Annotated in this window: 26 protein-coding genes; 21 read left to right on the forward strand and 5 right to left on the reverse strand. The window is 70.8% G+C overall.

Annotation, left to right across the window (positions count from 1 at the left end; all coding sequences use genetic code 11):
• Nucleotides 1-246 precede the first annotated feature (246 nt).
• Nucleotides 247-528 carry a winged helix-turn-helix domain-containing protein gene (locus tag ACFWGJ_RS02295; protein ID WP_381834495.1) on the forward strand — a complete coding sequence of 94 codons (282 nt, stop codon included), beginning with the start codon at nucleotides 247-249 and terminating at the stop codon, nucleotides 526-528.
• A 47-nt stretch (nucleotides 529-575) separates the two neighbouring features.
• Entirely contained in the window at nucleotides 576-1,982 is a 1,407-nt protein-coding gene (locus ACFWGJ_RS02300) for a metallophosphoesterase (RefSeq protein ID WP_387320348.1), read from the forward strand.
• Between the two features lie 26 nt (nucleotides 1,983-2,008).
• Here ACFWGJ_RS02300 and ACFWGJ_RS02305 read toward each other — a convergent pair whose 3' ends face one another.
• On the reverse strand, nucleotides 2,009-2,983 hold the full coding sequence (locus ACFWGJ_RS02305) for a hypothetical protein (RefSeq protein ID WP_387320349.1): 975 nt from the start codon (nucleotides 2,981-2,983) through the stop codon (nucleotides 2,009-2,011).
• A 209-nt stretch (nucleotides 2,984-3,192) separates the two neighbouring features.
• Here ACFWGJ_RS02305 and ACFWGJ_RS02310 point away from each other — a divergent pair, with 209 nt between their 5' ends.
• The 4 genes from ACFWGJ_RS02310 to ACFWGJ_RS02325 all read left to right on the forward strand — a co-directional run bounded on the left by ACFWGJ_RS02310 (nucleotide 3,193) and on the right by ACFWGJ_RS02325 (nucleotide 5,761).
• Complete coding sequence (locus ACFWGJ_RS02310; RefSeq protein ID WP_387320370.1) at nucleotides 3,193-3,840, forward strand: hypothetical protein; 648 nt, start codon at nucleotides 3,193-3,195, stop codon at nucleotides 3,838-3,840.
• 187 nt (nucleotides 3,841-4,027) lie between these two features.
• The gene (locus tag ACFWGJ_RS02315; protein ID WP_387320350.1) at nucleotides 4,028-4,549 is read left to right on the forward strand and encodes a hypothetical protein; all 522 of its coding nucleotides are present in this window, start codon (nucleotides 4,028-4,030) and stop codon (nucleotides 4,547-4,549) included.
• Between the two features lie 44 nt (nucleotides 4,550-4,593).
• On the forward strand, nucleotides 4,594-5,106 hold the full coding sequence (locus ACFWGJ_RS02320) for a hypothetical protein (RefSeq protein ID WP_387320351.1): 513 nt from the start codon (nucleotides 4,594-4,596) through the stop codon (nucleotides 5,104-5,106).
• Nucleotides 5,107-5,116: 10 nt separating this feature from the next.
• Complete coding sequence (locus ACFWGJ_RS02325; RefSeq protein ID WP_387320352.1) at nucleotides 5,117-5,761, forward strand: hypothetical protein; 645 nt, start codon at nucleotides 5,117-5,119, stop codon at nucleotides 5,759-5,761.
• 17 nt (nucleotides 5,762-5,778) lie between these two features.
• On the opposite strand, the gene ACFWGJ_RS02330 is transcribed toward ACFWGJ_RS02325, so the two are convergent.
• Complete coding sequence (locus ACFWGJ_RS02330) at nucleotides 5,779-6,753, reverse strand: hypothetical protein (protein ID WP_387320353.1); 975 nt, start codon at nucleotides 6,751-6,753, stop codon at nucleotides 5,779-5,781.
• A gap of 463 nt (nucleotides 6,754-7,216) precedes the next feature.
• Between ACFWGJ_RS02330 and ACFWGJ_RS02335 the strand changes: the two genes are divergently transcribed.
• From ACFWGJ_RS02335 to ACFWGJ_RS02375, 9 genes are all read left to right on the forward strand, one after another.
• Nucleotides 7,217-7,951: a hypothetical protein gene (locus tag ACFWGJ_RS02335; RefSeq protein ID WP_387320354.1), complete on the forward strand. Its 735-nt coding sequence runs from the start codon at nucleotides 7,217-7,219 to the stop codon at nucleotides 7,949-7,951.
• A gap of 21 nt (nucleotides 7,952-7,972) precedes the next feature.
• The gene (locus ACFWGJ_RS02340) at nucleotides 7,973-8,824 is read left to right on the forward strand and encodes a hypothetical protein (RefSeq protein WP_387320355.1); all 852 of its coding nucleotides are present in this window, start codon (nucleotides 7,973-7,975) and stop codon (nucleotides 8,822-8,824) included.
• Nucleotides 8,821-10,131: a CpaF family protein gene (locus tag ACFWGJ_RS02345; RefSeq protein ID WP_387320356.1), complete on the forward strand. Its 1,311-nt coding sequence runs from the start codon at nucleotides 8,821-8,823 to the stop codon at nucleotides 10,129-10,131. Before ACFWGJ_RS02340 ends, ACFWGJ_RS02345 begins: the two co-directional genes overlap by 4 nt.
• 88 nt (nucleotides 10,132-10,219) lie before the next feature.
• Nucleotides 10,220-11,191 carry a type II secretion system F family protein gene (locus ACFWGJ_RS02350; RefSeq protein ID WP_387320371.1) on the forward strand — a complete coding sequence of 324 codons (972 nt, stop codon included), beginning with the start codon at nucleotides 10,220-10,222 and terminating at the stop codon, nucleotides 11,189-11,191.
• Nucleotides 11,188-12,120 (forward strand): type II secretion system F family protein, encoded by a 933-nt coding sequence (locus ACFWGJ_RS02355; protein WP_387320357.1) that lies wholly within the window; start codon nucleotides 11,188-11,190, stop codon nucleotides 12,118-12,120. Before ACFWGJ_RS02350 ends, ACFWGJ_RS02355 begins: the two co-directional genes overlap by 4 nt.
• An 81-nt stretch (nucleotides 12,121-12,201) precedes the next feature.
• On the forward strand, nucleotides 12,202-12,453 hold the full coding sequence (locus ACFWGJ_RS02360) for a hypothetical protein (protein ID WP_055509289.1): 252 nt from the start codon (nucleotides 12,202-12,204) through the stop codon (nucleotides 12,451-12,453).
• A gap of 113 nt (nucleotides 12,454-12,566) precedes the next feature.
• Nucleotides 12,567-12,947: a TadE family protein gene (locus tag ACFWGJ_RS02365; protein WP_387320372.1), complete on the forward strand. Its 381-nt coding sequence runs from the start codon at nucleotides 12,567-12,569 to the stop codon at nucleotides 12,945-12,947.
• Complete coding sequence (locus ACFWGJ_RS02370) at nucleotides 12,948-13,382, forward strand: TadE/TadG family type IV pilus assembly protein (RefSeq protein WP_385834687.1); 435 nt, start codon at nucleotides 12,948-12,950, stop codon at nucleotides 13,380-13,382.
• Nucleotides 13,379-13,852 carry a pilus assembly protein TadG-related protein gene (locus tag ACFWGJ_RS02375; RefSeq protein WP_247706212.1) on the forward strand — a complete coding sequence of 158 codons (474 nt, stop codon included), beginning with the start codon at nucleotides 13,379-13,381 and terminating at the stop codon, nucleotides 13,850-13,852. Before ACFWGJ_RS02370 ends, ACFWGJ_RS02375 begins: the two co-directional genes overlap by 4 nt.
• A 45-nt stretch (nucleotides 13,853-13,897) precedes the next feature.
• Here ACFWGJ_RS02375 and ACFWGJ_RS02380 read toward each other — a convergent pair whose 3' ends face one another.
• Complete coding sequence (locus ACFWGJ_RS02380) at nucleotides 13,898-14,230, reverse strand: hypothetical protein (protein WP_366782191.1); 333 nt, start codon at nucleotides 14,228-14,230, stop codon at nucleotides 13,898-13,900.
• 398 nt (nucleotides 14,231-14,628) lie between these two features.
• On the opposite strand from ACFWGJ_RS02380, the gene ACFWGJ_RS02385 reads away from it, so the two are divergent.
• The 4 genes from ACFWGJ_RS02385 (at nucleotide 14,629) to ACFWGJ_RS02400 (ending at nucleotide 20,191) form a co-directional block, all read left to right on the forward strand.
• On the forward strand, nucleotides 14,629-17,619 hold the full coding sequence (locus tag ACFWGJ_RS02385; RefSeq protein ID WP_387320358.1) for a BTAD domain-containing putative transcriptional regulator: 2,991 nt from the start codon (nucleotides 14,629-14,631) through the stop codon (nucleotides 17,617-17,619).
• Complete coding sequence (locus tag ACFWGJ_RS02390) at nucleotides 17,616-18,371, forward strand: prepilin peptidase (protein ID WP_387320359.1); 756 nt, start codon at nucleotides 17,616-17,618, stop codon at nucleotides 18,369-18,371. The genes ACFWGJ_RS02385 and ACFWGJ_RS02390 overlap by 4 nt, the downstream gene beginning before the upstream one ends.
• Nucleotides 18,372-18,473: 102 nt before the next feature.
• Nucleotides 18,474-19,673 carry a cyclic dehypoxanthinyl futalosine synthase gene (mqnC, locus tag ACFWGJ_RS02395; RefSeq protein ID WP_387320360.1) on the forward strand — a complete coding sequence of 400 codons (1,200 nt, stop codon included), beginning with the start codon at nucleotides 18,474-18,476 and terminating at the stop codon, nucleotides 19,671-19,673.
• 26 nt (nucleotides 19,674-19,699) lie between these two features.
• The gene (locus tag ACFWGJ_RS02400; protein WP_381832951.1) at nucleotides 19,700-20,191 is read left to right on the forward strand and encodes a hypothetical protein; all 492 of its coding nucleotides are present in this window, start codon (nucleotides 19,700-19,702) and stop codon (nucleotides 20,189-20,191) included.
• Nucleotides 20,192-20,284: 93 nt separating this feature from the next.
• Here the strand turns inward: ACFWGJ_RS02400 and ACFWGJ_RS02405 are convergent, their stop codons facing one another.
• Entirely contained in the window at nucleotides 20,285-20,689 is a 405-nt protein-coding gene (locus tag ACFWGJ_RS02405; protein WP_381832948.1) for a VOC family protein, read from the reverse strand.
• A gap of 96 nt (nucleotides 20,690-20,785) precedes the next feature.
• On the opposite strand from ACFWGJ_RS02405, the gene ACFWGJ_RS02410 reads away from it, so the two are divergent.
• Entirely contained in the window at nucleotides 20,786-21,751 is a 966-nt protein-coding gene (locus ACFWGJ_RS02410) for a helix-turn-helix transcriptional regulator (RefSeq protein ID WP_387320361.1), read from the forward strand.
• 153 nt (nucleotides 21,752-21,904) lie between these two features.
• Here ACFWGJ_RS02410 and ACFWGJ_RS02415 read toward each other — a convergent pair whose 3' ends face one another.
• Nucleotides 21,905-22,942, reverse strand: coding sequence for a chitinase (locus ACFWGJ_RS02415; RefSeq protein WP_387320362.1), 1,038 nt, complete (start codon nucleotides 22,940-22,942; stop codon nucleotides 21,905-21,907).
• Between the two features lie 308 nt (nucleotides 22,943-23,250).
• On the opposite strand from ACFWGJ_RS02415, the gene ACFWGJ_RS02420 reads away from it, so the two are divergent.
• Nucleotides 23,251-23,679: a hypothetical protein gene (locus tag ACFWGJ_RS02420; RefSeq protein WP_210881958.1), complete on the forward strand. Its 429-nt coding sequence runs from the start codon at nucleotides 23,251-23,253 to the stop codon at nucleotides 23,677-23,679.
• Nucleotides 23,680-23,686: the final 7 nt, after the last annotated feature.

Here is a 23,686-nt window from a genome sequence, read left to right on the forward strand (position 1 = left end):
GCTCCCAGTCGGTGACGGCCGTGCGGCCTCGGGGTGCACAGGCTCAGCACCCAGGCGAGGAGGCGGAGAGTAAGGTTCAGCACGTTGACGCTCCTTGCAAGCGTTGGCCACAGCCCCGGGACGGTTACCGCCGTCGCCGGGGTGCTTAGAGTAACAGGCACGCTACAGGGTGCAGCTGGGAGGTGTATAGCGGTTTGCAGTGCTCCAAGGAGCCGTGCAGTTCCCTGCTGTCGTACGTTGTTCGATATGACAGCAGAGTCAGGGCAGTCGCCGATCGACCCGACGAAAATTGCTTACGTCTACATGCAGATGGCGGATCACATCGAGGCCCGCATCCGTTCTGGCGAACTGTCACCAGGGGCACGGCTGCCGGGTGAGCGTGACCTGGCGGAGGAGTACGGCGTCGCGCACCTGACCGCTCGCCGGGCGACGCGCGAACTCCGCGAACGCGGCCTGGTGGTGACCCTCCCCGCCAAGGGCACCTTCGTCGCGTACCCCGAGACGACAGACGACGGCCAGGAGCCGTAAGGGAGCCGTAGGAGTTCGCGTTCACCGCACGTGGGCACAAAACAGGCATGCCATGCTGCCTCACCGCCCCGCACGCCCTCCTTCGGACCCTCCTCCACTCCGCGGCCCGTCCCCCCGACGCCGCGTCCGCCGTCAATCTGGAACTCGTGACGCTCACCGAGGACCGGGCCGTCATCACCTGGTACACCGGTGTGGAGTCGGAGGGCGAGGTCGTCTACGGCACCCACCCCGCCCACCTGAACCGGACCGCCTCCGAAGGCCGCGACACCGCACACCACTACGTGGAACTGACGGACCTCGAACCCGGCCAGACGTACTACTACCAGGCCCGTTCGCGCGGATCGGCGGCCACGCCCACCCCGCTGCACCTGGTGAGCGGCAACGCCGTCGGCACCTCGCTCCACGGCTTCGGCACCCGCGCGGGCCCGTACTCCTTCACCACGCCCCAACCCCCGCCCGGCCGCCACCTGTTGTCGATCGCCCTCTGCAACGACCTGCACCTCGGCGAGACCACCGCCGGACTGGTGACGGGCATGCCGTTGATGCGCGGCATCTCGCAGCGGCTCGGCCTCGGCCCGTACCCCGAGATCATGGGCAGGGCACTGGTCGAGGAGGCGCACCGGCGCGGTGCCCGCCATCTGCTGGCCGCGGGGGACATATCCGCCGGCGGAGTGCCGCGGGACCTGGCGGAGGCTCGCCGGCTGCTGGACGGTTTCGGTTCGCATGGCCAGGACTATTTCGTCGTACGCGGAAACCACGACCGCCGCGGCCGGCAGGGCCCGCACCACGGGGAGCGGGGGGACACCTTCCTGGAGGCATTCCCCACCGACGGCGGGCCCGACGGGGAGGCCGCCTACTTCTCCCGAGACCTCGGCGGCCTGCGCATCCTCGGGCTGGACACGTACGAGAAGAGAGGGAACGGGGCCGGGTCGGGCGGGCTCTCCGACGAGCAACTCGCCTGGTTCCGGGCCGACGTGCGGGCGCACAAGGACCAGCCCACCGTGGTCTTCGGCCACCACCCGCTGACCGTACGCAACTCGCCGTTCCCCGTGACGAGCGGACAACGCCTCAACCGCCGCCAGGCCCGCGCGATCCTCGACACGTATGCCGCCGCCCCCGGCGTCTTCCTCCACCACGCGGGCCACACCCACCGCAACAAACGCACGCTCCTCCCGCAGGCGCGGCACGTCACCCTCCAGGAGGTGGGCGCCGTGAAGGAGTATCCGGGCGGTTTCTGCCTGCTGCGGATCCACACGGGCGGCTACGCCCTCAACTACTACAAGGCGAGCAGCGCCCCGGCCCGCGAATGGAGCGAACGCAGCCGCCGCGTGGCGGCGGGCCTGTGGCCGCAGTACGCGCTGGGCCGCTCGGTCCGCGACCGCAACAGCGTCACGGCCCGAGACCTGTCGGGCATCACACCGGCGGAGACGAGAATCCCCGCCGCACAGGGCTGACCGTCCGGGCCGAGGGCGTCGTTGGCCTACTTCGGCGAACCGCCGAGCGCGGAGGGCGGGAAGTGGCGCAACCTCCGCAGCTCCTCCTGTTCGTCGGGCGAGTAGTCCTCCCAGTGGTACTTGACGGGCTCGACCTCAGTGCCTTCGGCGTCGATGAGTACGTCCCGCTCGGAGATTCCGAAGAACCCGTGAGCGGTGCTCGGCGCGACCGCGGCCACCCGGTAGCAGCCGCACAGGTTGCGAGTGATCACCGGAGCTCCGGCATCCGGTGCCCGCGCGGCCACGAAGGCTTCGGCCGTCTTGCGCTGGGCCGGCGTGAGCGAGTCCAGCGGTACGAGGTCGGGCTGGTCGACGATGTGGCGGGTGAGGCCCTCGCGCCTGAAGCTGTTGAGCCGGCACCAGGAACCGTCGGCGAAGACGATCTTCACGTCGTGGCTGCCCTTGAAGTTCCGTCGCTCGATCGTGCCGATGGCGGACAGCGGGGTCTCCCACAGCACCTCGTCCTCGACGGTTTCAGAGTTCCTCTCCTCGAAGGGCAGGCCCACGACGACCAGACGGCGGTCGGTGACGATCGCGTGGGTGCGGTAGTGCTTCTGCTTCGCGCGACCCGGGTCCAGCTGCCAGGGGAGAGTACGGGCGACGGTGCCGGGAGCGGCCCACATCACGGGGAAGTCGTCGATCTCGTCGACGCGGTCGTCGGTACGGTTCGAGCTTGGGCTCCGGTCCACGGTCAGTCCTCCGAAGGAGCTGATGACGCCCACGACGAGGTTGCCCAAGGTGAGCGCGACAGTCCTGAGAATGCCAAGCCCCAGCGCGCCGCCATCCGAACGGGCCGCGTACCCCCGACCTGCGGGCCAGCCCGGCAGCTCGTTCTGGATGTCATTGCGCTCGGTGTCGCGGAACCACCGCATGCCTCTGACGCGCATGGCGGCACCCGAGGCGAAGGTGACCGGGGTACGGGTCAGCAGGATCTCTCCCGGACCGGGCTGCCAATAGTCCATCCTCGTGCGCACGCATCCTCGGGTTCGCGGCCGACGGTCCGGGGCCCCGGACCTCGCTTCACTCTGACACTTCGCCCGGTACGTCGCCGGGGCCGGGTCCGGACCGGCACGCGACCTCGTAGGCTCTCCCCGGGTCGCGAACGTCAGTTCGCGTCGTGGCCTTCGCAGACTTCGTGACCGTCATGCCCGACCGGGGGAGTACAGCCGACATGGCCCGCTACATGGAAACGCTCACCATCGAACGCGGTGGATTTCGGATCAAGGTGCCGGAGTCGTGGTGGGAGTTCGACGTGCGGCCCGAGTCGCGGGGCGACTCGATCCGGCGCATGGTCGACGAACGCGTGCGGCAGCAGCCCGAGGTGCGCAAGTACAAGGACACGTACACCGCCTTCCTGCAAAAGGCCGCGGCGGACGCCTGGAAGTCCGGCGCGCTGTACTGCGGCTGCATGGCCGAGAGCTTCGGTGGCGACACCCCGATCACCGGGTCGATCACCGTCTCCCTCGTCGGCGGCCGTACGAAGGACGGCGAGCCCCTCTCCACCGACCCGCAGGTCATGGCGGCCCAGCTCGCCGTGCGCGAGGCCAAGAAGGAGGGCGACGCGTGGCGCAAGGTGACCACGGTCGACATCCCTGACGTGGGCCCGGCCGCGCGGACGTACGGCATCGAGGACATCCCCGTACCGGACGACGCCCTCAAGCGCACCATCCGCGCCGTGCTGATGCAAACGTTCATCCCCGTCCCCGGCCAGGAGGGCAAGGTCGCCCTCGTCGCCGGAAGCAGCCAGGTGCTCGACCTCGCCGACTCGTTCTTCGACATCTTCGACGCCATCACGTCGACGTTCCGCTTCGCGGAGTAGGGCGGGTCGGAGAACACGGACTCGGAAATCTTCGGCAGCCTTGTCCGGCGCACAACGCAGCAAGACCCACAGCTGCGTGAAAGGGCAGCAGATGAGCATTTGGAATATCTGCGTGAGATTGACCGCTCAAGAATTCCCGCCTCCCTTGGGGAATATATTCGTGATTTGCTTGAAGAGTAAGGGGTTGATGCTTGACTTGAGTGCCGAACTGAGTCGGATGTCCGACCTCGGCCAGCTCACCGGGCAGGCCGTGGAGTCGGTTCTCGTCGACTGCGGCTGGGCGGGGGAGCGCAGGAATCCGGCGAAGGACTGGGCGACCACGTGGAGTCGTGATGGCGCCGCCGCGTGGATTCAGGGTGACGGGCCGTCCGTGGAAGTGGAGTTCACGCTCTGGTACCGCGAGGTCGACGAGGAGCGGCTTGACCTCGATGCGTACATGGACGAGTTGTACGACGCCGCTGTCGCCGAACTGCCGCCTGTCGTGGAGCGACTGCTTTCCGGAGAGCTCGGGCCCCGCCTCGAAGCCTCCGACGACGAGGACCTGACCGGTGGCGCGGACTTCATCGAGCACTCCGCGTGGGGAGTCGCGGACAAGGTCGTGCTGGCCGGAGTGAAACAGGACGACACGGATACTCCCGTGCAACTGGTCGTCGTGCTGCGCGAAGACGGCAGGGACGAGGCTGCCGACGATGAGGGCGAATGGCTCTGAGGCCTTTGGTCGCATCTACCGCGCCTGCCGCGGCTGATGCTGCCGTGACCGTCACCGGTGAGTGGATCTGCGGATGGGCCGCGCGCATGGACGCGCTGTGCTCGACCCACATGGGGCGGTTCGCGTCCGCGTTCGGCTACCCGCCGGACGAGAACTGCGTCACGCGCGCCGCGAGTTCAGCCGCCGTGGAAGGCCTACCCGATGATCTGGTCACCTTCTACCGTCGCGTGGAGCAGGTCAGCCTTCCGGACGTCGGCTCGGGCTTTTTCGTACACCCGGAAGGGCAGACAGTGGCCGGGTTGTGTGGAGACCTTCCCACGCGGATCGTCGGCCCGCGCGAGGACTCCGTCGTCGTCTTCGGATCCGACGGCGGAGGTGCGCTGTTCGCGCTGAGTGCCATCGACGGATCGACCGTGTATCGCCTGCCCCCTTCGAGGGTCGAGGCACGCCTCTACACAGCAGGGGCTGTCCCGCCCGAGGTCGTCGCCTCGGACCGGGCGGGTTTCCTGTCGCTTCTCGAACGGGAACTGGCAGCCGTGAACAGGGCGATGCAGTGAGGAGAGCAGCTTGGTGCGCAATGGGGAGACCTACTCGGCACTGCGTGACATCCCCGGTCAGTTCCTGGTGGGGTTCTGCCTGGGGTGTGCGGAGCGGGCAAGCGGTGTTTTCGTCACGCTGGCCGATCAGGAGGATGCCGCGTGGTTCTCCCACTCCCTTGAGATCGCCTGGCGGGCGCCCCTCGGAGAGGCCGACGAGGACGAGCTGATTGAGATCCTCGGGGAGTTCGAGGGCCGGACGGAAGCGATCGACGCCGACGACCCGGGCAGCCGGGGTTTCTCCGTCGTGCAGTCCGCGATGCTTGCCGTCAACGCCATCGCGGTCCACCTGAACCCGAATCCGGTCCGGGCCGAGATGTCGGGGCAGGTCCTCGAAACGATTCTGGGCAGCTTCGACTTCAAGCTCGGTGGCAGCGAGGCCGTCGTCACCCGGGCCGGTGAGGACGAGAAGACCGGTCGGCTGCAACGGCTGGAGCAGGCGGCCCAGGATGCTTTCGTCGCATCCGTACGGGATCTAAGGGGCGGCGATCGGGCCGACCCGCATTTCGACAGGGCGTTTCTCGGAAGTCTCCGTGCGTCTTGTGCCCCCGTACGTGATGAGTTCAGGGGCGCCACTGTCTCCGTGGCCGAGCTGGCCGGGTGGGATCTGGAGTGATGTGCTCCCGGGGCCGGTCAGCCCCGGTTCTTCGCTGCTTCCTCCTCCAGCAGGGCGCGCAGCGGCGCCGAGAGTTCCGGTACCGGCGTGCCCGTCGACTGGGCCGCTGTGAGGGTCCGTACGTACTCCAGTGCCGCTTCCCGCAGGCGTTGGCGTTCGCGGCCCTGTTTCGCTCCTGCCAGCCACGTCGTCAGTGCGAGGGCGGTGGCGAGGGTCGCGGCCAGGTAGCCGGCGGGGTTCTCCTCGGAGTAGGCCCAGGCCGCGCCGCCGATGGCCGCGAGGAGCAGCAGGCAGCCCGTCTCGTCGTGCCAGCCGCCCTCGTCCGCCATCGCCTCGTACGCCGCGACCGCCGCCGGCTTCGCTGGCACGGGCACGGGCACGGGCACGGGAGCCGGTGCGGGTGCGGGAGTTGCGACGGCCTGCGGCTCCGGCGGGGGAGGGGGCGTCGACGATGGCGGCTTCACCTCTTCGGGCGACGATTCGCCGGCGGGCGCCACCTCCCCGTACGCCGGAATCGGTACCGTCTCCCGGTCGCCGCTCAGCGGGCGGCCCACCAGCCAGCGGGGGACGTGCGTCAGCGGGACGCCGTGGGCTCGCGCCAGGCCCAGGACATGGCGGTAGCCCGTCAGTCGCGGGTGCAGCAGCTTGCGCTTCCAGCGGCGTCGTACGTATGTCAGGCATGCCACGGCCGTCACGAACAGCGGGCCCGCCGGGCCGTACGCCAGCTCCGGGCGGCCGTCGAGGGCGGGCGCCGCCGAGCCCGCGAACGGCCATACGACGGCTGCCACCAGCAACAGCGCGCCCAGCCACATCGCGGGGCCGTGTTCCGCGGCGGCCACCGTGCGCCGGTGGTGCTCCAGGAGGGCCGCCGTCGCCGCGTCGTCCGTGTAGTCGAAGTCGATACCCGGGCGGCTGCCGACATCCCGGACGGAGGCGAGGAGCCGGGGATCCGCGGACAGGGCCGCACCACTCACGGGCAGAAGTCCCGTCACCGCACACCAACTCCCCGTCACCGACGGCCACCCGCCGTCCACCCCTGGCTGAAGATCGTCCCACGGCCCCCGCACCCCTCCCGTGAGCATGTCGTGCAGGGACCATGGACACAGCGTGACCGATACCCGGCGGGGCGGAAGCGGGTGATTCGCTGGTGCACAGCGGTGGGGTGGGGGGTGAGCCCGTGCGCGGTACCTTCCGTGGGCGGGAACCGAACGCCCCGCGTTGCGCGTGGACAACGTCGTGGTGTGCGGGGTTCGCGGTCGTGGTCGTGCCTTGAGGGGCTTATGTGCTGCTGATACGGTGCGGTGACTTGACACGCGTTCCGGCCATGGCTATTCGGCAGCATTTCGACGGCTATCCGACCAGGTCGGGCGATACGCCCGGTGAGAGCCCAGTGCGTCAAGTGTGCCAAGTGTCCTGAATGACGAAAACCTTCTTGGGTGTACGGGGAGCGGTTGCGTGAAGATCCAAGAGCGTACGGGGGCGGGCAACAACCGTTCCTCCGCGCCGGTTCAGCCGACGATGGGGGAGCGCCTTCCCTCGCCGCCTCGCGAGCGCAAACCCGCACTGGCCGCCCTCGCGGTGCTGCTGATCCTCGTGGGCGCGCTCGGGGCGACCATGCTCGTACTGCGCGCCGGCGACCGCATCGAGGTCGTCAAGGTGACCGGCGACATCCAGGCCGGTGAGTCCGTGGGCGGCAAGGTGGAATCGGTGCTGGTGGCCGACGACGCCGGGGTCAACTACGTCAAGTGGAACCAGATCGACACCCTCAAGAAGCTCAAGGCCAAGTCCACGATCTACGCGGGCACCCTCGTCATCGGCCAGATGTTCGGCACCGAGGCCAGCGTCCCGGACGGCAAGGCCGTGGTCGGTCTCTCCCTCAAGGAGGGGCAGTACCCGGAGGGCATCGAGGTCGGTGACCTCGTGGCCGCCTACCAGGTCGGCAACAACGCCTCCTCGAACTCCGGTTCGGACGACAAGACGGGCTCCGGCGCCACCGGTTCCACGGGTTCCGCCGACACCCCGATCGTCGAGGACGCCCGCGTCACCAAGGTGCCGAACGGCAGCGGCGACAGCACCATCAGCAGCACCAACCAGCGCGTGACCGTGACCGTCGACGAGAGCGACGCCGCCGCGCTGACCCGCGCCGCCGCGGCGAACGCGGTCGCCCTCGTCAAGGTCCCCGGCAACTAGCGGCGGAGAGTCACACACACCATGGCCCTCATCGCCCTCGCCGCGGACAAAGGCTCCCCCGGCGTCACCACGACGGCCGTCGCCCTCGCGGCGGTCTGGCCGCGCCGCGTGCTGCTCGCCGAGACCGACCCGGCCGGCGGCGACCTCGTGTACCGCAGCGCCGCGGCCCACGGCGGACCGCTGAACCCGAACACCGGCATGCTGTCCATAGCCGCCACGGCCCGCCGCGGACTCGTACCGGACCAGATCTGGGACCACGTGCAGCCGTTGAGCGGTGGGCTCGACGTGCTCGTCGGGCTCGCGCACGCCGAGCAGGCGGCCGGGCTCGCCGGTCTGTGGCCCACCCTCGGCCGGGCCTTCGCGCAGCTCGCCGACTCCGAGCACGCGCCCGCCGACGTCATCGCGGACTGCGGACGGATCAGCGGGGAGTCCCCGGCCGTCGAGATGTTCGCGCAGGCCGCGCTCGTCCTGCTGGTGTCGCGCACCGAGCCGGAGGCCATCGCGCGGGTGCGCGACCGGGCCGCCGCGCTCACCGTCAAGCTGCACGGCGGGCCGCGTGGCGCGGGAGCGCTCGGCACACCCCTCATCGGTGTCGTGCTGATCACCGACCCGGGCGACTCCGCCAAGATCGTCCACCAGGTCAACGACATGCTGATGGCCTCGCAGACCGGCGCCCGCGTCGTCGGCACGATCGCCGCGGACGCCACCGGCGCCGACCAGCTGGCCGGCCGCAAGCGGGGACGGCTCGACAAGTCGCTGCTCATCCGCTCCGCGCGCAAGGTGACCTCGGACCTCTACCAGCAGTTCGGCGCGGCCTGGTCCGTACCGGCGGGCGGTCCCCACGGGCAGCCCGCCGCCGGAGCCGGCCGATGACCGCCGTCGACCATCAGCTCGTCAAGCGGTTCCGGCAGGACGCCGGTGACCGGATCGCCGAGCAGCGCCGCCTCGACCAGGTCTCCGGCGTCACGCCGATGTCCAACGAGGACGAGCGGCAGTACGCCCGCGCGGTCATCGCCCAGATCCTGGAGGACTACGCCCGCACGGAGATCAACTCCGGGCGTACGCCGCTGGACGCCGAGACCGAGGAGCAGTACGCCGCCGCCGTGCACGCCGCGCTCTTCGGGGTCGGCCGCCTGCAGCCCCTGCTGGACAACCCCGAGGTCGAGAACATCGACATCAACGGCTACGACCAGGTCTTCGTCGGCTACGCCAACGGCGAGGAAATCAGGGCCGACCCGGTCGCCGAGACCGACGAGGAGCTCATCGAGCTGATCCAGATCCTCGGCGCGTACTCGGGTCTGTCCTCCCGGCCCTTCGACTCCGCGAACCCGCAGCTCGACCTGCGGCTGCCGGACGGTTCGCGACTGTCCGCCGTCATGGACGTGACCCGCAGACCCGCGCTGTCCATCCGCCGTGCCCGCATGGGCAAGGTCTTCATGTCGGACCTCGTCGGCAACGGCACGCTCACCCCCGAGGTCGGGCACTTCCTCGCCTGCGCGGTCCGGGCCCGCAAGAACATCATGATCGCGGGCGCCACCAACGCCGGGAAGACGACCCTCCTGCGCGCGCTCGCCAACGAGATCCCGCCGCAGGAACGCCTCATCACCGTCGAGCGCGCCCTGGAACTGGGCCTCGACACCTTCACCGATCTGCACCCGAACGTCGTGGCGTTCGAGGAGCGGCTGCCCAACTCCGAGGGCCAGGGCATGATCTCGATGGCCGAACTGGTCCGGCGGTCGCTGCGTATGAACCCCTCGCGCGTCATCGTCGGCGAGGTCCTCGGCGACGAGATCGTGACCATGCTGAACGCGATGTCGCAGGGCAACGACGGTTCGCTGTCCACGATCCACGCCAACAGCTCCCACGAGGTGTTCAACCGCATCTCCACCTACGCGCTCCAGGCCACCGAACGCCTGCCCATCGAGGCCAGCCAGATGCTCGTCGCGGGCGCGGTGAACTTCGTGGTCTTCGTCCAGCGCCGCAACAACTACGAGTCGGGCGGCCGGCTCCAGCGCGTGGTGACCTCGATCCGCGAGGTCAACGGCGTCGACGGACGCGTCCTGTCCAGCGAGGTGTTCGCCGAGACCCCGGACGGCCGGGTCCTGCCGCACGCCCCCATCGCCTGCCTCGAAGACCTGATCCAGTACGGCTATCGCCTGCCCGGCGGGAACTGGGGGTGACCTGACCATGCAAGAACCGACCATGACACCGGCCATGACCACGGGGCGGCCGAGCATGACGCTGGCCGCTCTCGACTCGCTCGGCTCCATGGGCGGGCTGTTCTCCACGACCGTCCTGTACGCGCTCGCGTGCGGGATCGCGGTGGGCGGCGGCCTCGCCCTGCTCGCCGTCGCGGTCCGCGGCCTGCCCGCCAAGCCCGAGCACGAGAAGCAGAAGGCGAGCGAACGGGCCTCCGAGCTCGTACGGTTCGCCGGCCGGCGCGGCTCGATCGCCGCCATCGCCGGCATCGTCGTGCTGCTCCTCACCCGGTGGGCCGTCGCCGGAATCGCGACCGCCGTCCTCGTCTTCTTCTGGGACAAGCTCTTCGGCGGCGCCTCCGAGGAGAAGGCCGCCATGAAGCGCGTGGAGGCCCTCGCCTCCTGGACCGAGTCGCTGCGCGACACCATCGCGGGCGCGGTCGGCCTCGAACAGGCCATCCCCGCCTCCGCCCGCGCCGCCGCACCGGTCCTGCGCCCGCACCTCGACGCCCTCGTCGACCGGCTGCGCTCCCGTACGCCGCTGCCCGAAGCCCTGCAGCAGCTCGCCGACGAGATCGACGACGCGTCCGCCGACATCATCGTGGCCGCGCTCATCCTCAACGCGCGGCTGCGCGGCCCGGGTCTGCGCCAGGTCCTCGGCGCGCTCGCCAAGTCGGCCCGCGAAGAGGTCGACATGCGCCAGCGCGTGATGGCCCAGCGCGCCTCGACCCGCCGCTCGGTGCAGATCGTCGTGGCCGTGTCGATCGCCTTCGTGCTCGGCCTGTCCATCTTCAACCGCGAGTTCGTCGAGCCGTACGGAACGGCCGTCGGCCAGCTCGTACTCGCGTGTGTCTGCGGTCTGTTCGCTCTCGGCTTCTGGTGGCTGCGCAAGCTGTCGACGATCGAGACGCCGGAGCGGTTCCTGGTGCGCGACGAGTCGGCGGTCCAGTTCGTCCGCCCCCGCACCGCTCCCGGCTCCCAGCCGCCGTCCCCGCAGCAGTCGCTGCCGCTGTCGTCGCCGGAGGAGGGGGTACGCCGATGAGCTCGACCCTGACCCTGCCCGTCCTGGTCGGTGCCGTCCTGGGCCTGGGCCTCTACGTCCTGGTCCGCGCCCTGATGCCCGCCAAGCGCAGCGCCGTCGCCCAGGTCGCCCGCATCGACGCGATGAGGGCGCGGGGAGCGGCGTACGAGTCCGCGCACCGCACCTCCGACGACGACGGCGGACGGCTCGGCGGCGTACGGGCCCGGGTCGGACAGCGCGTCGCCGAGCTGTACCTGCAGCAGGGCTGGGAACTGCGCTCGCTGCGGGCCGACCTCGCGGTGCTCGACCGGAGCTGGGAGAACTTCCTCGCGACGAAGGTGCTGCTGGGAGCCGCGGGAGTGTTCTTCGGGCCGCTCATGTTCGCGGTGGTCTGGACGCTCGGCTTCGGCCGCAGCCCCGCCATCCCGGTCTGGCTCGCCCTGCTCTTCGCGATCGTCTTCTTCTTCCTGCCCGACCTCGAAGTGCGGCGGGACGCGGCCGAGAAGCGGCGCGACCTGCGGCGCGTGATCGGCGCGTACCTCGACCTGGTGTCCATGAGCCTGGCGGGCGGGCGCGGTCTGCCCGAGGCGCTGATGGCGGCGGCCGAGGTCTCCGACGGCTGGGCCACGCAGCGCATCCGCAACGCGCTCGCGGACGCCCGGATCACCGGCATCAGCCAGTGGCAGGCCCTCGGGTCGCTGGGGGAGGAGATCGGCGTCGAGGAGCTGAAGGACCTGTCGGCCTCGCTGGCGCTGGTCGCCGACGACGGCGCGAAGGTGCGCGAGTCGCTCGCCTCGCGCGCCGAGACGATGCGGCACCGCGAACTCGCCGAGATCGAGGGCAGCGCCGGGGAGAAGTCGCAGTCGATGCTCGTGGCGCAGCTGCTGCTCTGCGCCGGTTTCCTGGTCTTCCTGATCTTCCCGGCGGCGATGCGCGTGTTCCAGGTCTGAGCCCGGCGACCGCCTCCGCCAACAACTGCATCCGTGAACTGCCCTGCACTGTCGTGAACTGTTTCGAGAGGACAACTCACCATGAACGGACGGAACTACAGCACCGGGATCCCGGGGGTGGACTTCCTGATCACCTTCCTCCAGGGCCGGGTGCAGCGCGCCCGCTCCGGCGAACTCGACCGCGGTGCGTCCGCGGTGGAGTGGGTCATCATCTCGGCGGTCGTCGTGGCGATCGTCGGTGTGGTCGCCGCGATCATCAACGCCGCGCTCAGCGACGGTGCCAACAAGGTCGGCGACTGCATCAAGGGCGCGGACGCGGGCAGCACCTGCTGATTCCCGCGACTGTCCCTTCTCTCTCGTACACGGGGTTGCTGGTGACCGCACGACGCCTGGTCCGCTGGGTACGCCGCCGGGTGGAGGCCGCCTCCGCCCGCGGCGACTCCGGCATGACCGCGATCGAGTTCGTGCTGCTCACGCCGGTCCTCTTCTTCATGATCTTCGCGACGGTGCAGTTCGCGCTGTACTTCTTCGCCGACCACGTGGCCCAGGCCGCGGCCCAGGCCGGCGCGCGCAAGGCCCGGGCCACGGCCGACGAGTCGCCGGGCGCGTGGCGCGGCGAGGCACGGGACGTCGTGGACAGCTACATCGCGCAGCTGGGGCCGCAGTTGGTGCTCGGGCCGGACGTGAAGCTGCTCCAGCCGGACCCGGACTCGGTCGGGGTGGAGATCACGGCGAAGGTGCCGTCGGTGTTCCCCGGGCTCGATCTGACCGTGCACGCGCAGTCGGTGGGACCGGTGGAGCGGTTCGTCGAGGATGACGGGAACTAGATGCGCGCAGTGGTGAGGCGACTGCTTTCGCGCGGCGCCGACCTCGGTGACCGGGGACTGTCCACCGTGGAGGTGGTGATCCTCGCGCCGGTGATGATCCTCTTCATCCTGGTGCTGGTGGCGTTCGGGCAACTGGTGGACGGGCGTGGGGCACTGGACGGGGCGGCCCGGGACGCGGCCCGCTCGGGTTCGCTCCAGCGCGACCAGGGTTCCGCGATGGCGGAGGCGCAGAAGGCCGCGGACGCCGACCTGGCGGACGTCTGCGCCGGTCCGGTGACGGTGACCAAGACCAGCGCCGGTTTCGAGGACGCGGACCTGTTCACCGTGGAGGTCAGCTGCGAGGTGCGGGGGCTCGCGATGCTGGGTCTGGACGTACCGACCCGCCTCGACGCGTCGTTCACCTCGCCGCTCGACCCCTTCAAGAGGAAGGCGTGACGGTGCGCGTGAAGGACACCCTGGGCGCGTGGGCGGCGGCCCGCCGCGCGCGCCTCGACGACCGCGGGTCGGGCGCCGGCGCGGTCATCATCTTCGCGCTCGTGTTCCTGTCCCTGTCGGCCTTCGTCATCGACGGCGGCCTGTCCATCTCCAAGCGCGAACGCGCCGCCGACATCGCGGAACAGGCCGCCCGGTACGCGGCCCAGGACGTCGACCTCGACGCGCTGTACGAGAACGAGGGCGGCGGCGCCCCGATCCTCTTCGAGAACTGCGGCGCCCGCGTGAAGGCCTTCGCCCAGGAGATGGGCATGACCGGCGCCGACATAGCCGCCACGAACTGCGTCGCCGCCAACGCCGACCAGGTGGAGGTGGAGGTCCAGCTCACCTACTCCCCGGTCTTCACCGGCATGTTCTACGGCGGCGACGTGACGGTACGGGGGCGGGCCGTGGCGGAGAACGAGGTGGGGTGACCCCGCGGAGGGTGCCCGCCGGGGCGGGCGGCGCCCCGCGGGCGGCTACGCGCCGCCGTCCTTCTTCCCGCCCTTGCCGTCGGACTTCACACCCTCGGACACCTGCTTCGCGAGGTCGTCGTCGAGCTTCTTGAACTCGCGCACGATCGCCTCGGACATCTGGGCGAGGGCGTCGAGCTGCTGGTTGATGTCCTCGCGGCCGTCCTCCCAGTTGGACTCGAAGTCCTCCAGCTTGTCGTAGACGCCGCCGTCGCCGATGTCGTCCCTGTAGGACTCGAAGAGCTTCTTGGTGTGGTTCATCCGCGTCTTGATGTCACGCAGCCGGGTGCCGTAGTCCTCCAGGTCACTGAGCGGCAGCGCGAGGTCGGGCTTTCCCATGAGCGGTCCCCCTGTCGTGTCCGTGCCTCGGCTGTCGTGTCCGTGCCTCGGCGACATGCGTCTGTGCACCGTCCGACGCCTGCGCACGTTCTGACGCCTGTGCACGAGGTGATGCCCGTGCACGATCCGACTATACGAAGCGGAGGCGCACCGGCTCCGGGGGATTGTGTGGGGATCGTGAGGGGTGCACCCGTGGCAGGTGCGAAGCCGTACCGATTCGGGTGGTGTCGGGCAGCCGGCCGACCGGGCGAATCGGGCTTAGGCGGCAGATGGTGCTGAACCTGGCGCAGTGGAGGCTCGCCCCCTCTCCTTACCCTTCGACAGGCTCAATACGATCTAAGTAGGCTCAGCACACCCCCGTTCTCCCTCCCTTCCCACACGACATCAGGACACCCGCCATGGCGCGACGTACCACTTCCAACCCGCCGGGAAGCTCGCCGGGTCCGAGGAATCGGACGCCGCAGCCCCTGCCCCGGCGCCGCCGCACGGTGGGGGACTTCGTCAAGGCGTTCCTCGCCTTCGTCGCCCTGGTCGTGCTGCTCGTCGGCGTGCCCGGCGCGCTCGCCCTGCAGATCGGCTGGCCGCTGCCCTCCGGGGCGCCGTCGACGGACTGGCTCCAGCAGGAGATCACCGTCGGCACGTTCATCAACGTGCTGACCGTGGTCGTCTGGCTCGCCTGGGCCCAGTTCACCGCCTGCGTGCTCGTCGAGATGAAGGCCGCGCTGTCCGGTGTCGGACTGCCGAACCGTGTCCCCGGGGCCGGCCCGAGCCAGCTGCTCGCCCGGCAGCTCGTCGCCGCGCTGCTGCTGGTCGGCGCCGCCGCGGCGAGCTTCACGCCGGGTCTGTCGCAGCTGGGCCAGCAGCTGGAGGGCAACCAGCGGCCCGCCGTCGCCGCGGCGGCCCAGCAGACCCCGGGCGGACTGCTGGCGCAGCAGCAGGCGCAGACCGCCGCGAGCGCCGCCGCACTGGCCGAGCAGGCCGCCGACGCCGCCGCGCACGCGGAGAGCGGCAGCGGCCAGGTGTCCGAGGACGCCACGAAGTTCTACCGGATCCAGCCGCCCGAGGGGCGCCACCACGACTCCCTGTGGGAGGTCGCCGAGCGCCACCTCGGTGACGGACGCCGGTACAAGGAGATCTACCAGCTCAACAAGGACCGTGCGCAGCCCGACGGTTCGAAGCTGTCCGAGGCCAGCCTCATCCGGCCCGGCTGGATCATGGAGATGCCCGGCGACGCCCGCGGCGGCGAACTGGTCGAGATGCCCGACGAGGCCCCGAAGGTCTCGCCGGAGGTCCAGCGGCAGATCTCCGACTACGCGAGGACCGGCGGCGCGCAGGAGCAGGGCAGGCCCGGACAGCAGGGCGGGGGGACAGGTTCCGGTTCCCTCGACCGTGACACCGCCCACATCAGTCTTCCCGAGCAGCGCCCCGGCCAGGGCGCTCAGCAGGGGGCCGGGCAGGGCGGGCAGGAGCATGCCGCGCCCGCCGCCGGCGAGGGCAGCGGGTTCGGGCTGCCGCAGGCACTCCTCGGCGCACCCCTCCTCGCCGCGGGTCTCCTCGGTGCTCTCGGCCGGCGCCGCCGCCAAGCGCTGTGGCAGTCCGCGCTCGGTGCCGTCGGCGGGCGCCGCGGCATGGAGCCGCCCACGCCCACCGGCGCCGCCGCCGACGCGCAGGACGCGCTGCTGGTGGGGGCCGACCCCGAGGGCGTACGGCTGCTGGACCGGTCGTTGCGCGGGCTCGCCGCGTCGCTCGCGGGGGAGTCCCGTCCGCTGCCGACCGTGTACGCGGCCTGGATGGGCGGCAACGGCGATCTGCATCTGCAGCTCGCCCAGCCGGCCGGCCGGCCGCCCGCGCCGTGGCAGCTCGGGCAGGACCAGACGTTCTGGATGCTGGCCCGCGCCGACGCCGAGCGGTACGAGGACGTGGACACGGCAGCCCCGTACCCCGGGCTCGTCAGCCTCGGCACGATGGACGACTCGCGGCTGCTGCTCAACCTGGAGTCGGTGCCCGGCATCGTCTCGCTGAGCGGCCGTGAGCAGGACCGCGCGGGCGTCTTCGCCTCCGTGGCCGCCGAGCTGGCGACCAACGGCTGGTCCGACCGCATGACCATCACCCTCGTCGGCTTCGGCGAGGACCTGACGCCGCTCGCCCCCAACCGGCTCCGGCACCTCGACGACATCGAGGCGCTCGTGGAGACCATGGAGGCCGAGACACGGCAGCGGCGCGGCGCGCTGGGCGCGGCCGGCCACGACTCGGTGCTCACCGGGCGCACGGGCCCGGCCCAGCACACCCGTTGGGCCCCGCACCTCGTGCTGCTGGCCGCCGAGCCGTCCGCCGAGGACGCCGTCAAGCTCGCCGAACTGGCCGCCGACGCCAGCCGGCTGGGCATCGGCTACCTCGTCGGCACCCGGACCGGCGACCTGCCCGGCGCCGCCTGGGAGATGGAGATCACCAGCGAGGGCAAGCTCCTCGCACCGCTCCTCGGCCTCGAACTCGACGCGCAGCTCCTGCCGGTGTCCCAGCAGCGGGCCGTCGTCGAGCTGTTCACCGACGCCGACCCCGAGCGCGACGACGACCGGCCCACCCCGACACCGCCGTTCCTCGTCGACATCAGCGAACAGGGGCGTCCCGCGGTGTACGCGCGGCTCGTCGGCCCGTACGAGATCATCGGGCTCGACACCCCGGACGGTGAGCGCAGCCCGCTGCTCCACGAGGCGCTGGCGCTGCTGCTCCTGCACCGCGAGGGCGTGCACCCGCGGGTGCTGTCCTCCGCGCTCTGGCCGCGCGGGGTCACCGACGACGTACGGGACGCGCTCGTCGAGCGGCTGCGCGCCTGGCTCGGCGCCGACCCCGACGGCACACCGCGGCTGGCCGCCGACGCGACCGGGCGGCTCAAGCTCGCCAAGTCCGTCGTGTCCGACCTCGACGTGCTGCGCTCGCTCTACCACGAGGCCACCCAGGGCCGGGGCGCCGGCAGCCGTGCGGTGCGCGGCCGGCTGCTCACCGACGCGCTGGTGCTCGTACGGGGTCCGCTGCTGGCCGAGCGGCCCGAGGGGCGGTACGGCTGGCTCACCCACGAGATCATCGACGCCCAGCTGCCGCTGCTCGTCGCGGACATCGGCCTCGCCCTCTCCGCGTTCCACCTGGAGAAGGACCGCGCCGAGAAGGCGATCGAGGCGCTCGACGCGGCGCTGGGCTCCGCGCCCGGCGACGAGCGGCTGTGGCACGAACTGCTGCGGGCCACGCACGCGACCGGCGACAGCAACCGCCTGAAGCGGCTCGCGGCCGACCTCGTGGCCCGCAGCGGCGCGCGCGGGCTGCCGCCGCGCACCGAGGCGCTTCTCGACGAGCTGCTGCCGACCTGGCGCAGCGGCGTCGCCGCCGCGGGATGAACAGCCTCGCGCCGACCGACCTGCTGGTGCTCGCCGGCGCCGTCCTGTGGGGCGGCGCCGCCGGTCTGTTCGTGCCCCGCCCCGCGTACCGCTTCTCCGTCGCCCCCGACGAGCCGTGGGCGGACCGGTGCCCCGAGGGACATCCCGTCGCCGGACGGTTCGGGGGCTGGATCGGCCTCGCCCGCTGCCGGGAGTGCGGCGGGCGTACCTACGGGCCCGGCACCCTCCCCGTCGCCCTCGCCACCGCGCTCGTGTGCGGTGCCCTCGCCGCGGCCACCGGTACCCGGCCCGAGCTGGCGGTGTGGCTGCTGCTCGCGCCCCTCGGCGTCCTCCTCGCCGTCGTCGACTTCCGCGTCCAGCGCCTGCCGGACGTGCTGACGCTGTCCCTCGCGGGCGCCGCGCTCGTGCTGCTCGCGGGCGCGTGGGCCGCGCCCGAGCACGCGGGCGACTGGCCGACCGCGCTGTACGGCTCCCTGGCCCTCGGCGGCGGCTACTTCGTCCTCTTCCTCATCAGCCCCAACGGCATGGGCTTCGGCGACGTGAAACTCGCCCTCGGCCTCGGCGCCGTCCTCGGCTGGTACGGCTGGGGGACCGTGCTGCTCGGCACGTTCGCGGGGTTCCTGTTCGGCGGGCTGTACGGGATGGGGCTCGTCGTGGCCCGCAGGGCCGGGCGCAAGACGTCCATCCCCTTCGGCCCCTTCCTGATCGCGGGCGCCTTCGTGGGCCTGCTCATCGGGGCGTTCGCCGCGTGATGAGGCCCCCGTTCGGGTGAACACCGCCTGACGTCGGATGATCGTTCCCGCTGGCGTACGCTGGATCAGTCCGTCCACACCCCTATGAAAGGGACCGCTCCGGTGACCGAGAAGGCCGACCTCCAGTCCGTCCTCGACCGTGCCGCCGAGGGTGGGCGGATCACCCCGGAAGAGGCGCTCGACCTCTACCGCGACGCCCCGCTGCACGCGCTCGGCTCCGCCGCCGACGCCGTACGCCGCCGCCGGTACGCCGGTACGGAGCACATCGCGACGTACATCATCGAGCGGAACATCAACTACACGAACGTCTGCGTCACGGCGTGCAAGTTCTGCGCGTTCTACGCCCCGCCGAAGGCCACCGACAAGGGCTGGACGCGCGACCTCGACGACATCCTGCGCCGCTGCGCGGAGACCGTCGAGCTGGGCGGCACGCAGATCATGTTCCAGGGCGGGCACCACCCGGACTTCGGTGTCGAGTACTACGAGGAGCACTTCTCCGCGATCAAGGCCGCCTACCCGCAGCTCGTCATCCACAGCCTGGGGGCGAGCGAGGTCGAGCACATGGCCCGGATCTCCAAGGTCAGCGCGAAGGAGGCGATCGAGCGCATCCACGCCGCCGGGCTCGACTCCTTCGCCGGCGCGGGCGCGGAACTGCTTCCGGCCCGTCCCCGCAAGGCCATCGCCCCGCTGAAGGAGAGCGGCGAGCGCTGGCTGGAGATCATGGAGATCGCGCACAACCTGGGCGTGGAGTCCACGTCCACCATGCTCATGGGCACCGGCGAGACCAACGCCGAGCGCATCGAGCACCTGCGGATGATCCGTGACGTACAGGACCGGACGGGCGGCTTCCGCGCCTTCATCCCGTACACGTACCAGCCCGAGAACAACCACCTCAAGGGCCGTACGCAGGCCACGCTCTTCGAGTACCTGCGGATGATCGCCATCGCGCGGCTGTTCATGGACAACGTCGCCCACATCCAGGGCTCCTGGCTCACCACCGGCAAGGAGGTCGGCCAGCTGTCCCTGCACTACGGCGCGGACGACCTCGGCTCGATCATGCTGGAGGAGAACGTCGTCTCCTCCGCCGGTGCCAAGCACCGCTCGAACCGCATGGAGATCATCGACCTGATCCGCAAGGCGGGCCGCGTGCCGGCGCAGCGGGCCACGACGTACGAGCACCTGGTCGTCCACGACGACCCGGCGAACGACCCCGTCGACGACCGGGTCCAGTCGCACATCTCGTCGACCGCGATCGAGGGCGGGACCGCTCACCCCGAGCTGAAGCTGCTCGCCTCCAACTAGGTCCGCGGCAAAGGGGTTTCGGTCCGGTGGCGCTGACCATCCACGCGGCGGACGAGCTGCGGCACAGCTGGGACGACTCCGGCTCCGGTCCCGGTCCCGGTCCCGGTCCCGTCAAGGGTGGGGCCGTTGCGGTGGAGGGGGATCGGGTCGCAGCGACGGGAGCCCTGGACGAGCTGCGGGAGCGGTTTCCGGGGGCGCGGGTGCGGGTTTGGCCCGGAGTGCTCGGGCCTGCCCTGGTCCACCTGGGGCCGGTACCGGACGCGCCCACGCCCCGCGAGCGCATCCACGCTCTGCTGAAGCTGGGGGCGGTGGCCGTGCTGGCGGAGTACGCCGATACGCCCGAACTGCGGGCTGCAGCCGAGCGTACGGACGTGGTCGTGCTGACCGGTGCGGTGCCGGCCGGTGCCGTGCCGCCCGTGATCCGGCCGACGGGGCGGGCCGATCTTGCCGTGTTCGGCGCGGACGGGGTGTGTCTGGCGACGGTGTGTGCGGGGCGGCTTGTGCATCGGCGCCGTTAGCTCCGCCGGTTGGGCCTGTGTGGTGGCTGCGGGTGCGTCGTGGCTGGTTGCGCAGTTCCCCGCGCCCCTTCGGGGGCCGTAGGCCCCCTCGGGTCACGTGGTGGCTGCGAACTTCTGCCTGGCTTCCGGGGTCACCGGGGTGAAGAAGTTGACGAGGTTGCCGTCGGGGTCTCGGAGCAGGAGGGAGCGGTTGCCCCAGGGCATCGTCCTGGGTTCTGCCACGACGTCGGTGACGTACTCGGCCAGGTTCTTGTGAACGGCGTCCACGTCGTCGACGAGGAACTCGGTGATCACGCTGTGGTTGTCCGCCGGGCGGGCCGAACCCGGGGCGAACAGCGGGACCGTGCGGGTGCTCGCGATGGCCAGGGTGGCGCCGGGCGTGGCCAGTTCGGCGAAGTCGTCGTTGGCCCAGGCCGCGCTCAGTCCCGAAACCCGTTCGTAGAACGCGACGAGGCGGGCGACATCGCCGGTGATGATGCGGATCGAGACGAAGTTCATGGGGGTCTCCTCAGGTGTGCTGCCGGGGCGGTACGTCTCGCAGGCTAGGACAGATAGAGGACAGATTCGGCCCGGTATCGACGCTAGGCTGCGCACATGCCCAAACCCGCCGGACGCGTACTGACCCTCCTGGAACTGCTCCAGTCCGGCGGCACCCGGACCGTGGCCGAACTGGCCGAGCGGCTCGGCGTCGACGGTCGTACCGTGCGGCGGTACGTGGGGCAGCTGATCGACCTCGACGTGCCCGTGGAGTCGGTGCGCGGCCGGTACGGCGGCTACCGGCTGGGCCCCGGACACCGCCTCCCGCCGCTCATGCTCAGCGACGACGAGGCGCTGGCCGTGCTGCTCGGCCTGCTCGCCGGACGCAGGACAGGGCTGGTGACGGCGGGGCACACGGCGAGTGAGACGGCGACGGCGAAGATCCGCCGGGTGCTGCCCCAGCGAGTGGCACGACGGCTCGACGCGCTCCTGGATTCGCTGGCCTTCACGGACCGGCCCGGCGGGTTCGACACCCCGGACGCCGACGTCCTGCTCACCCTCGCCGACGCGGTGAGCCACTGCCGGCCGGTCGCGATGAGATACACCGGCGGCGACGGCCGGCGCAGCGAACGCACGCTGCACGCCTACGGGATCGTGGCCCACGCGGGCCGGTGGTACGTCACAGGTCAGGATGCGGACAGCGGTGCGGACCGTACGTTCCGGCTCGACCGCATCGCGGACGCGCGGACGCTGCCGGGGTCGTTCGAGCTCCCCGAGGGACTCGACCCGGCGCAGCGCGTGGTGTCGGGCTTCGCGACAGCCGAGTACCGCTACGAGGTGGCCCTGCGGATCCAGGGGACGACCGAGCAGATCCGCGCCCGCCTCCCCGCGAGCGTCGCGACCCTGGAGCAGAGCGACGAGGAGGGCTGGCTCCGGGTCCGACTCCGTGCGGAACACCTCGACTGGCTCCCCCCGGTACTGGCCTCCCTGGACTGCCCGTTCGTCATCGAGTCCCCCGAGGAACTACGCACCCTGACCACCGATTTCGCCGCCCGCCTGACCGCCTACGCCAGCCACCCCTGACCCAAGGGGCGCGGGGAACGGCGCAGTCTTTTGTCTTTCAGGGGCGCGGGGAACGGCGCAATCTTTTGCCTTTAAGGGGCGCGGGGAACTGCGCGACCAGCCACAGCGCACCCGCACCCGATGAACCACGCTCAGCCACCCCAAGACCCCGGCTCACCCCGAGAACGCCTCGCCGAACGCCCCCGCCTCCTGCTCCACCCCACTGCAATTCGTCGCCGCGTCGTCCGAACCCGCATCGTCCCCTTCACACCGCTGGTCCCGGAACGTCGACCACATCGACACCCACGCGACCCCCTTCTCCTCCGCGAACGCCCGCACCTCCGCCGCGTCCGCCAGGGAGAACGTCTCGTTGTCCACGTCGTTGACGCCCAGCATCGAGGTGAGGGCGAGGCCCTTCCACGCACCCGCGTCCGACAGCCCGAAGACCTCCTCCAGCTGGTCGTGGGCCGCCCGCGCCGACGTCTTCGCGTAGTCGCCCATGTCCTCGTCGTACGAACTGCCGTAGTTCATGGTCATGATGTTGATCGTGGAGACCACGACACCCTTGTCGTTGGCGGACTCCAGCAGCGCCACACTGTCGTCGTCGAGGCCGGACGGCATGACGGGCAGCGTGAAGGTGACCGACAGGTCCTCGCGCTCCTTCTGCAGCAGCGCGATCGCCTCGGAGCGCAGCGCCACCGAGGCGGAGTCGGTCAACTGCGTGCCCTCGACGTCGAAGTCGGCCTCCGTGGCCCCGGCCGCGTCGAGCGCCTTCCCGTAAGCGGCGGCCAGTTCGGAGGCGCTGTCACAGGTCGAGGCCAGCTCCTTCCCGGACGCCCCGCCGAAGGAGACCCGCACGGCCGAGCCCGACTCCGTCAGCGCCGAGATACGGGACTTCACCGCCGAGTCGCCGATCGCGGTCGTGCCGTTCCACGAAGGCGTACAGGCGCTGCCGTCCGCGATGACGAAGGCGAGGTTGTACGTCGAGGGGGAGCCGGCCGAGTCGTTGTCGGAGGCGGTGGTGGCGCTGACGTACGGGGCGTAGGCGGTGCCCGACGAGCCGGCCGATGCACTCCCGGAGGGTGACGGGCTGCTCTGCGGGCGGCTCGTGGAGGACGAGCCGGAGGAGTCGTCCGTCCCCGAGGAACACCCCGCGGTGGCCAGGGCGATCACACAGACGAGCCCGGCAGCCGGCTTCAGGAAAGTCCTCATCGCGCATGCTCCCACTCTCGTGATTCTCGTCTCAGGATGGAAACAAACCGCGTTTCCGAAAGGGAAATGTCTCACGGGCGGACCCGCCGCACGAAGACAGCGCATTCAGGGGAAGCGCACGGAAACGGCCCGGCAAACGGGACCAACCGGGCTTGTATATGCGGAAATTGGGCATCTTCTCGGCAGTCCGCGCCCTGTCCTGTGATCAGGGATTCTCTCAGGGAAAAGACAGACTCGGTCGTTTCTCATGGCCGTCTCACAACAGAATCAGAGTTTTGGACACATAAAGGCTCCCTAATATCCGGGGAATGCATTCCGAGCCTGCCATCGAATCCCGCGCCGCCGTGCGCGGCCGCCGCCGCAAACGCGGCAACGGGCCTGAGGACGGTCCCGTGTTCGTTGACAACTCCGGCCGCAGGGCGAGGTTTCTGCGCCGGATCGGCATCCTCCTCGGCGTCGTCTGTATCGGGTACGCGGTCGTGCTCGGCATGGCATTCATGGGGTGGGGCCCCTCGCTCACTCCGTCGTCGCTGCTGCCCTTCGGGGGCGGCGGTCCGAACGGCGGTCAGAACTCAGGACCCGGCGGCGGGCTCCAGCCGCAGGGCGGTACCGGCAGTCCGCCCGCGCGGCCCACCGGCGCCCCGCCCTCGGGCGTCGCGACCGGCGCGGCACCCACCGCCGCCCCCTCGGCGTCCGTCTCCGCCCCGTCCGCGTCCGCCTCCGCGGCCGCCAACTGACCGGAAC

Source organism: Streptomyces sp. NPDC060205, from assembly GCF_042728395.1.
In the GTDB taxonomy this organism is placed as follows: Bacteria; Actinomycetota; Actinomycetes; order Streptomycetales; family Streptomycetaceae; genus Streptomyces.

Bases quoted from the DNA above. Each gene is read 5' to 3' on its own strand.
- ACFWGJ_RS02295 (WP_381834495.1), top strand. From the start codon at position 247: ATGACAGCAGAGTCAGGGCAGTCGCCGATCGACCCGACGAAAATTGCT.
- ACFWGJ_RS02300 (WP_387320348.1), top strand. From the start codon at position 576: ATGCCATGCTGCCTCACCGCCCCGCACGCCCTCCTTCGGACCCTCCTC.
- ACFWGJ_RS02305 (WP_387320349.1), bottom strand. From the start codon at position 2,983: ATGGACTATTGGCAGCCCGGTCCGGGAGAGATCCTGCTGACCCGTACC.
- ACFWGJ_RS02310 (WP_387320370.1), top strand. From the start codon at position 3,193: ATGGCCCGCTACATGGAAACGCTCACCATCGAACGCGGTGGATTTCGG.
- ACFWGJ_RS02315 (WP_387320350.1), top strand. From the start codon at position 4,028: ATGCTTGACTTGAGTGCCGAACTGAGTCGGATGTCCGACCTCGGCCAG.
- ACFWGJ_RS02340 (WP_387320355.1), top strand. From the start codon at position 7,973: ATGGCCCTCATCGCCCTCGCCGCGGACAAAGGCTCCCCCGGCGTCACC.
- ACFWGJ_RS02345 (WP_387320356.1), top strand. From the start codon at position 8,821: ATGACCGCCGTCGACCATCAGCTCGTCAAGCGGTTCCGGCAGGACGCC.
- ACFWGJ_RS02350 (WP_387320371.1), top strand. From the start codon at position 10,220: ATGGGCGGGCTGTTCTCCACGACCGTCCTGTACGCGCTCGCGTGCGGG.
- ACFWGJ_RS02355 (WP_387320357.1), top strand. From the start codon at position 11,188: ATGAGCTCGACCCTGACCCTGCCCGTCCTGGTCGGTGCCGTCCTGGGC.
- ACFWGJ_RS02360 (WP_055509289.1), top strand. From the start codon at position 12,202: ATGAACGGACGGAACTACAGCACCGGGATCCCGGGGGTGGACTTCCTG.
- ACFWGJ_RS02365 (WP_387320372.1), top strand. From the start codon at position 12,567: ATGACCGCGATCGAGTTCGTGCTGCTCACGCCGGTCCTCTTCTTCATG.
- ACFWGJ_RS02370 (WP_385834687.1), top strand. From the start codon at position 12,948: ATGCGCGCAGTGGTGAGGCGACTGCTTTCGCGCGGCGCCGACCTCGGT.
- ACFWGJ_RS02380 (WP_366782191.1), bottom strand. From the start codon at position 14,230: ATGGGAAAGCCCGACCTCGCGCTGCCGCTCAGTGACCTGGAGGACTAC.
- ACFWGJ_RS02385 (WP_387320358.1), top strand. From the start codon at position 14,629: ATGGCGCGACGTACCACTTCCAACCCGCCGGGAAGCTCGCCGGGTCCG.
- ACFWGJ_RS02390 (WP_387320359.1), top strand. From the start codon at position 17,616: ATGAACAGCCTCGCGCCGACCGACCTGCTGGTGCTCGCCGGCGCCGTC.
- ACFWGJ_RS02405 (WP_381832948.1), bottom strand. From the start codon at position 20,689: ATGAACTTCGTCTCGATCCGCATCATCACCGGCGATGTCGCCCGCCTC.
- ACFWGJ_RS02410 (WP_387320361.1), top strand. From the start codon at position 20,786: ATGCCCAAACCCGCCGGACGCGTACTGACCCTCCTGGAACTGCTCCAG.
- ACFWGJ_RS02415 (WP_387320362.1), bottom strand. From the start codon at position 22,942: ATGAGGACTTTCCTGAAGCCGGCTGCCGGGCTCGTCTGTGTGATCGCC.
- ACFWGJ_RS02420 (WP_210881958.1), top strand. From the start codon at position 23,251: ATGCATTCCGAGCCTGCCATCGAATCCCGCGCCGCCGTGCGCGGCCGC.